This is a genomic window from Streptomyces tricolor (assembly GCF_002155905.1).
Taxonomy (GTDB): domain Bacteria; phylum Actinomycetota; class Actinomycetes; order Streptomycetales; family Streptomycetaceae; genus Streptomyces; species Streptomyces tricolor.
Genome location: NZ_MUMF01000079.1, coordinates 1 through 7,698 on the forward strand (window position 1 = coordinate 1; position 7,698 = coordinate 7,698).

Here is a 7,698-nt window from a genome sequence, read left to right on the forward strand (position 1 = left end):
AATAGGCCGAGGGCTTGTCCATTGATGCTCGCGTCCACTGTGTATGTTCTGAGGCAACGAACGGTTGCCGGCTTTGAGCTGAACTGTAAACACAAATGAAGAGTGTGCTTGTTCGCTCGAAACCATTAGGGTTTCGGTGGTCATAGCGTGAGGGAAACGCCCGGTTACATTCCGAACCCGGAAGCTAAGCCTCACAGCGCCGATGGTACTGCAGGGGGGACCCTGTGGGAGAGTAGGACGCCGCCGAACAATCTTTGGAGGACCCCTGGTCACCAGCGTTCAGCTGGGACCAGGGGTCCTTTTGTTTTTACAATGCTTGTGGTACCGAAGACAGGAGTCACCATGTCCACCAACTCTCCCGACGACCGACCGGAGCGCGACCAGCGGCGACGGGACAGTGGTGATCGGGGTGACCGTGGCGGCTTCCGCCGCGACAACGACCGCCGTGACAACGACCGGCGCGGTGGCGACCGTGGCGGCTACGGCCGCCGCGATGACCGGCGTGACGACCGCCGCGATGACCGGCGTGATGAGCGTCGTGACGACCGCCGTGGTGGCGGGTTCCGTCGCGAGGGTGAGCGCGGTGCGCGCCCCGGTTTCCACCGGGACGACCGCGACCGCGGCGAGCGGGGCGGCTTCCGCCGGGACTTCGAGCGCCGTGACGACCGCCGCGATGACCGGCGTGACGACCGCCGCGACGACCGTGGGGACCGCGGGTTCCGGCGGGACGACCGTGGCGGCGACCGCCCCTCCTACCGTCGCGACGACGACCGTGCCGGCTACGGCCGCCGTGACGACAGCCGTGGCGGCTTCGGGCGCCGCGACGACCGCAGGGACGACCACCGTGACCGTGGCGAGCGTGGCGGCTTCCGCCGCGACTACGAGCGGCGTGACGACCGCCGGGACGACAGCCGGGACGAGCGTCGTGACGACCGCCGTGGTGGCGGGTTCCGTCGCGAGGGTGAGCGCGGAGCGCGTCCGGCGTTCCGCAGGGACGACCGCCGTGATGACCGGCGTGACGACCGCAGGGACGACCGTGGGGACCGCGGGTTCCGGCGGGACGACCGTGGCGGCGACCGCCCCTCCTACCGTCGCGACGACGACCGTGGCGGTTTCCGCCGTGACGACGACCGTGGTGGCTTCCGCCGAGACGACCGACGTGACGACGACCGCGGTGGCTTCCGCCGGGACTTCGAGCGTCGTGACGACCGTCGCGATGACCGACGTGACGACCGACGTGACGACCGTGACCGTGGTGACCGCGGTGGGTTCCGGCGGGACGACAGCCGGGGCGACCGTGGTGGATTCCGGGGCCGGGACGACCGTGGGAGCCGTGGGCCGCGCAGGGACGACCGGGGTGACCGCGGTGGTCGCTCCGGTGGTTTCCGGGGCCGTGACGGCCGGGACGACCGCCGTGGCGGTGGCCGGTTCCGCGAGGAGCGGGACCGGGACCGGGAGCCGATCAAGCGGCTGCCGATCCCGGAGGACGTCACCGGTGAGGAGATCGACAAGGACGTCCGGCAGGAGCTGCAGAGCCTGCCCAAGACGCTCGCCGAGGACGTCGCCAAGAACCTGGTGATGGTCGCCCGGCTGATCGACGAGGACCCCGAGGGCGCCTACGGCTACTCCAAGGTGGCCCTGCGCCTGGCGTCCCGCGTGGCCGCCGTACGCGAGGCCGCCGGGTTCGCCGCGTACGCCAACCAGAAGTACGGCGAGGCCCTCGCCGAGTTCCGGGCCGCCCGGCGGATGACCGGCACCGTGGAGCTGTGGCCGGTCATGGCCGACTGCGAGCGCGGTCTCGGCCGGCCGGAGAAGGCGCTGGACATGGCCGGTGCCCCGGAGGTGCACAAGCTGGACAAGGCCGGTCAGGTCGAGATGCGGCTCGTCGCCGCCGGTGCCCGGCGTGACATGGGCCAGCTGGACGCGGCCATCGTGACCCTGCAGAGCCCCGAGCTGGCCTCCAACTCGGTGCAGCCGTGGACCGCCCGCCTGCGCTACGCGTACGCCGACGCCCTGCTGGCCGCCGGCCGGGAGAGCGAGGCACGGGAGTGGTTCGCGAAGGCCGTCGAGGCCGACCGGGACGGCAGCACGGACGCCTCCGACCGGCTCGCCGAGCTGGACGGCGTCGAGTTCGTCGACGCCCTGGCCGAGGACGGAGCCGACGAGGCCGGCGAGGCCGTCGAGGCCGGGGACGCCGAGGAGTCCGACCGGTCCGCCGGCGACTCCGCCGAGGACGGCGACAAGGACTGACGTCCGGCACCGACGAGGTCACTGAGAAGAGGGCAGGCCCCCCGGGGGTCTGCCCTCTTTCGTGCGGTGCCGGCTGCCGACGCCTTAGATCTCCACCGCCCGCAGTACCAGCCCGGAGGCCGGCTTCGGGCCGAACGACGTCGACTTGCGGGGCATCCGCACCCCTTGCCGGGCCAGGTCCCGTACGACCTCCTCACGGACCGGGTGCATCAGGACGGCCGTACTGCCGTCGCGTTCCGCCTTCTCGACCGTCGCGGCCGTGTCGTGGATGTACGCGATGTGGGCCGGGGAGTCCTCGGGGATGTGCCAGACGTGTTCCAGCAGCGCGGCGTGCAGGACCGTGGCGTCCAGGGCGCGCCAGGCGGCCGGGCGGTCCGCCGGGATCGTCCGGGCCAGCAGGTCCGGGTCCGGGCGGTCGAGCAGGTGGAAGCCGCCGTCGCCGGCCAGCAGGAAGGAGTTGCCCGCGCAGGACGCGTCCGCGAGGGCCTCCAGCGCCTCCGGCAGGGGCATGTCGAGGTGGCGTACCCGGAACAGGCCCTCCACCGCCGCCAGCGCGTCGGCGACCCGCAGGCCGTGCAGCAGCCGGTGGATGGCGCGGACCCGCAGCGGGTAGCGCACGGTGTCGACCAGCAGGACCAGGCCGTAGTCCCACGGGCTGGGGGAGGGGTGCTCCGCGCGCAGCCGCCGGTAGGTGGCCCAGCGGTGGTGGCCGTCGGCGATCAGGGCCTGGCGGCCGGCCAGGTCGGTCTGGATGCGGGCCAGTTCCCCGGGGTCGGTCACGGACCACAGGCGGTGGTGGAAACCGTCCTCGGTGGTCGTGGCCAGCAGGGGCGGGCGGTCCGCCGTACGGTCGACGACGTCGGCCGCCGCGCCGTCGCCCCGGTAGGTCAGCAGCAGCGGCTCCAGGTTCGCGCGCGTGGCGCGCATCAGGGCCGCGCGGTCGGCGACCACGGGCGGCATGACGTCCTCGTGCGGCAGCACCACGCCCTCCGCCGGCTCCGAGACCCGCAGGGTGCCGATGATGCCGCGCTGGAGCATGCCGTTGCCGTCGCGTTGCTCGTACACGTACAGGCCCGGCTCCGGGTCGGCGGTGAGGATGCCCTCGTCCAGCCAGCGGCGCAGGGTGTCGGCGGCCTGCTCGGTGCGGGCGCTGGGCGTCCCGGCCTCGGGCAGGATCAGCCGGACGATGTTGTACGGGTCGGCCGACTGCAGGTGGTGCAGGCCGTCGGGGCGTACGACGACGTCGTAGGGAGGGGAGGTGACGGAGGCCAGACTGCCGACCCGGTCGGGGTCGTAACGAAGGCCTCGGAACGGGGTGAGTTCCAGGCCGCGACGCGCCGTTGCCTCCATGTGACCTGCTGTGTTCATCCCGGCATCGTACGTGTGTCGGTGGCGTGCGGGATGATCGAGGGGATAGGCGAGTGAACGAGGAGCGATGTGGACATGAGCCAGGGCGTCAGGACGAGGCCGGAGGGCAGTGGGCGGCCCCTGAGCGAGGCGTACGACACGGCGCTGCTCGATCTGGACGGGGTGGTGTACGCGGGCGGGAGCGCGATCGCGCACGCGGTCGACTCGCTGGCGGTGGCCCGGGCGGGCGGGATGCATCTCGCGTACGTCACCAACAACGCGCTGCGCACCCCGGACGCGGTGGCCGAGCACCTGACGGAGCTGGGCATACCGACGGGCGCGGACGATGTCATCACCTCCGCGCAGGCCGTCGCGCGGCTGATCAGCGAGCAGGTGCCGGCCGGGGCGCGGGTGCTGGTGGTCGGCGGTGAGGGGCTGCGGGTGGCGCTGCGCGAGCGCGGCCTGACGCCGGTGGAGTCGGCGGACGACGACCCGGCGGCGGTCGTGCAGGGCTACGGCGGCCCGGAGCTGCCCTGGGGGCGGTTCGCGGAGGCGTCGTACGCGATCCGGCGGGGTGTGCCGTGGTTCGCGTCCAACACCGATCTGACGATTCCGAGCGGGCGGGGCATCGCGCCGGGCAACGGGGCGGCCGTGGAGGTGGTGCGGATCGCGACGGGCGCCGAGCCGCAGGTCGCGGGCAAGCCGCTGCCCCCGATGCACCGGGAGACGATCATCCGGACGGGCGCCGAGCGTCCGCTGGTGGTCGGGGACCGGCTGGACACGGACATCGAGGGCGCCTTCAACGGCGGGGTGGACTCGCTGCTGGTGCTGACCGGGGTCACCGACGGGGCGCAGCTGCTCGCCGCGCCGCCGCGGCACCGGCCGACGTACGTGGACGCCGATCTGCGCGGGCTGCTGACCGGCCAGCCGGAGATCGCCCGCGAGAGCGACGGCTTCCGCTGTGGCGGGTGGACGGCGACGGCCGGGGCCGACCGGTTGGAGCTGGCCGGCGACGGTGAGGCGCTGGACGGGCTGCGGGCGCTGTGCGCGGCGGCCTGGACGGCGGCGGGGGACGGCTCCTGCACGCTGGACGGGGAGAAGGCGCTGGCCAGGCTGGGGCTCTGACGGACCGCCAGAGAACGGCCCCCAGAGGACGGTCCCCTAGGAGGAGGGACCGCCAGCGGACGGCCTCCAGGGACGGCCTCCAGGGACGGCCCCGAGCGGACGGCCCCGAGCGGGCGGCTCTCGGTGAGCGGTCCTCGGCGGGCCGTCCCGGCGGCGGCCTCTTCGGCGGGGCGAGGCCGGTCTCACAGGAATCGGGGATCGTGATCGAATGCGAGGGTAGGCTAACCTAACCTCGTGTTGGTCGACAGTCCTCCGGAACAGCGCGCGGAGACCGCCCCCGCGCCCCCAACCCGCCGGGCGGCGCGGGCCCTTGGGCTCCTGCTCTCGGTCGTACTCCTGGTGCTCGTCGCGCTGGCGAGCATCGCGGTCGGGGCGAAAGCCCTGTCGTTGGACCAGGTCTGGCACGGCCTGTTCCACGACACGGGGACGTACGGCGACGTGGTCGTGGGCGAGCGGCTCTCCCGCACCGTCCTCGGCCTGCTGGTCGGCGCCGCGCTCGGGCTGTCCGGCGCGGTGCTCCAGGCGCTGACCCGCAACCCGCTGGCCGACCCGGGGCTGCTCGGCATCAACGCGGGCGCCTCCGCCGGCGTCGTCACGGCCGTCACCTACGCCGGCGTCACCAGCCTCACCGGCTATGTGTGGTTCGCGTTCCTCGGCGCGTCGGCCGTCGGCGCGCTGGTGTGGTTCCTCGGCGGCAGCCGGGGCGCCACCCCGGTCCGTCTCGCGCTCGCGGGTACGGCGATCAGCGCGGCCCTGTACGGCTACCTCCAGGCCGTGATGATCATGGACGGCGCGGCGCTGGCCAAGATGCGGTTCTGGACGGTGGGTTCGCTGGCCTCGGCCGGCTACTCGACCATCACGCAGGTGCTGCCGTTCCTCGTGGTCGGCACAGTCCTCGCGCTCGGCCTGGCCCGGCCGCTGAACGCCGTCGAGATGGGCGACGACACCGCCCGCGCGCTCGGCGCGAACCTCAATCTCACCCGCGGGCTGGCCATGCTCGCCGCCGTGCTGCTGTGCGGCGCCGCCACCGCCGCCTGCGGCCCGATCGTCTTCGTCGGCCTGATGATCCCGCACGTCGTGCGCTCGTTCACCGGCCCCGACCTGCGCTGGATCCTGCCGTACGCCACGGTCCTGGCGCCCGTGCTGCTGCTCGGCGCCGATGTCATCGGCCGGATCGTGGCCCGCCCCGCCGAGCTTCAGGTCGGCATCGTCACCGCGGTCATCGGCGGCCCGGTCTTCATCTTTCTCGTACGACGGCGGAGGACGGCCCAGCTGTGAAGACACACCCCAGGAGCCGTGCCGTACGCACCCCCGGCGGGCTCTCCCTGCGCGTGGAGCCGCGTGCCCTGATCGTCGTCGTGCTGCTGCTGGCCGCCGCCTGCGCCGCGGGTGTCGCGCTGATCGGCACCGGCGACGCGAAGATCCCGGCGGCCGACGTGCTGCGGACGCTCGCCGGGAACGGCACCGCCTACCAGGACTTCATCGTCAACGAACTGCGGCTGCCGCGGGTCCTCGTCGGCCTGCTGGTCGGTGCCGCGCTGGGCCTGGGCGGCGCGCTGTTCCAGTCCGTCTCCCGCAACCCGCTCGGCAGCCCGGACCTGCTCGGCCTGTCGCAGGCCTCCACGGCCGGCGCGCTGGTCATGATCGTCCTGGTGTCGGGCAGCGCCACCCAGGTCACCCTGGGCGCGCTGGCCGGCGGCCTGGTGACCGGCTTCGCCCTCTACGCGCTCGCCTGGAAGCAGGGCGTGCACGGCTACCGGCTGGTGCTGGTCGGCATCGGTGTCAACGCCGTGATGACGGCGGTCAACGGCTATCTGCTCACCAAGGCCGACATGGTCGACGCGGCCCGCGCGGTGGTGTGGATGACCGGCTCGCTCAACGGACGCGACTGGGAGCAGGTCTGGCCGCTGCTCGGGCTGTGCGCCGTCCTCGTCCCGCTGGTCCTCGCCAACGCGCGCGGCCTGCGGATGATGGAGATGGGCGACGACATCTCCAACGCGCTCGGTGTGCGCGTGCAGCGCGTCCGGCTCGTGCTGATGGTCTCCGCCGTCCTGCTCGCCGCCGCCGCCACGGCCGCCGCGGGCCCCGTCAGCTTCGTCGCGCTGACCGCGCCGCAGCTGGCCCGCCGCCTCACCCGCTCGCCCGGGCCGAACCTGGTCCCCTCCCTCTGCATGGGGGCGACCCTGCTGGTCGCCGCCGACTGGGCCTCCCAGCGCGCCTTCGGCGCCGACCAGCTGCCCGTGGGCGTGGTCACCGGCGTCCTCGGCGGCGCCTACCTGCTGTGGCTGCTGGTCACCGAGCGCCGGGCGGGCCGGATATGAAGCGCGCGCACCACCCGGACGCGAGCGGCGCGCACCCGAACACCTCTAGGAGCACTGTGAACCGCCTGTCCGCCGAGAACGTCACCCTCGCCTACGACCAGCGCGTCATCGCCGAGCAGCTGTCGGTGGAGATCCCCGACAACTCCTTCACGGTGATCGTCGGTCCGAACGCGTGCGGCAAGTCGACGCTGCTGCGGGCGCTGTCGCGGATGCTCAAGCCCAGCGAGGGCCGGGTCCTGCTGGACGGGCAGGCCATCCAGGCGATGCCCGCGAAGAAGGTCGCGCGGACCCTCGGCCTGCTGCCGCAGTCGTCCGTCGCGCCCGACGGCATCACGGTCGCGGACCTGGTCGGCCGGGGCCGCTACCCGCACCAGGGCCTGCTGCGCCAGTGGTCGGCGGAGGACGAGCGGATCGTGAACGAGGCGATGCGGCAGACCGGCGTCGCCGAGCTGGCCGAGCGGTACGTCGACGAGCTGTCCGGCGGTCAGCGGCAGCGGGTGTGGATCGCGATGGCGCTGGCCCAGCAGACCCCGCTGCTGCTGCTGGACGAGCCGACCACCTACCTGGACATCCAGCACCAGATCGACGTCCTCGACCTGTGCGCCGAGCTGCACGAGGAGCAGGGCCGGACGCTGGTGGCGGTGCTGCACGACCT

At 73.2% G+C, this 7,698-nt stretch carries 8 protein-coding genes and 1 rRNA gene; 7 read left to right on the plus strand and 2 right to left on the minus strand.

What is annotated here, in order from left to right; translation table 11 throughout:
* Nucleotides 1-132: 132 nt before the first annotated feature.
* A 5S ribosomal RNA gene (gene rrf / locus CCN44_RS06820) occupies nucleotides 133-249 on the plus strand.
* Nucleotides 250-279: 30 nt separating this feature from the next.
* Here rrf and CCN44_RS45445 read toward each other — a convergent pair.
* Nucleotides 280-843, minus strand: a complete 564-nt coding sequence (locus tag CCN44_RS45445) for a hypothetical protein (protein ID WP_208639719.1) — start codon at nucleotides 841-843, stop codon at nucleotides 280-282.
* Between the two features lies 1 nt (nucleotide 844).
* On the opposite strand from CCN44_RS45445, the gene CCN44_RS45450 reads away from it, so the two are divergent.
* Entirely contained in the window at nucleotides 845-1,579 is a 735-nt protein-coding gene (locus CCN44_RS45450) for a hypothetical protein (RefSeq protein ID WP_208639720.1), read from the plus strand.
* Nucleotides 1,471-2,250 carry a tetratricopeptide repeat protein gene (locus CCN44_RS45455; protein ID WP_208639718.1) on the plus strand — a complete coding sequence of 260 codons (780 nt, stop codon included), beginning with the start codon at nucleotides 1,471-1,473 and terminating at the stop codon, nucleotides 2,248-2,250. Before CCN44_RS45450 ends, CCN44_RS45455 begins: the two co-directional genes overlap by 109 nt.
* Nucleotides 2,251-2,334: 84 nt before the next feature.
* Here CCN44_RS45455 and CCN44_RS06835 read toward each other — a convergent pair whose 3' ends face one another.
* On the minus strand, nucleotides 2,335-3,618 hold the full coding sequence (locus tag CCN44_RS06835) for a DUF1015 domain-containing protein (RefSeq protein ID WP_086697130.1): 1,284 nt from the start codon (nucleotides 3,616-3,618) through the stop codon (nucleotides 2,335-2,337).
* A gap of 75 nt (nucleotides 3,619-3,693) precedes the next feature.
* Here CCN44_RS06835 and CCN44_RS06840 point away from each other — a divergent pair, with 75 nt between their 5' ends.
* The 4 genes from CCN44_RS06840 to CCN44_RS06855 form a co-directional block, all read left to right on the plus strand.
* A complete protein-coding gene (locus tag CCN44_RS06840) occupies nucleotides 3,694-4,722 on the plus strand; it encodes an HAD-IIA family hydrolase (RefSeq protein ID WP_059248544.1) in 1,029 nt (342 codons plus the stop codon).
* A gap of 234 nt (nucleotides 4,723-4,956) precedes the next feature.
* Nucleotides 4,957-6,000: a FecCD family ABC transporter permease gene (locus tag CCN44_RS06845; RefSeq protein ID WP_059248543.1), complete on the plus strand. Its 1,044-nt coding sequence runs from the start codon at nucleotides 4,957-4,959 to the stop codon at nucleotides 5,998-6,000.
* Nucleotides 5,997-7,043: a FecCD family ABC transporter permease gene (locus CCN44_RS06850; RefSeq protein WP_086697131.1), complete on the plus strand. Its 1,047-nt coding sequence runs from the start codon at nucleotides 5,997-5,999 to the stop codon at nucleotides 7,041-7,043. Before CCN44_RS06845 ends, CCN44_RS06850 begins: the two co-directional genes overlap by 4 nt.
* The coding region (locus CCN44_RS06855; RefSeq protein ID WP_086697133.1) for an ABC transporter ATP-binding protein at nucleotides 7,040-7,698 on the plus strand (659 nt) is incomplete at its 3' end. The genes CCN44_RS06850 and CCN44_RS06855, both read left to right, overlap by 4 nt.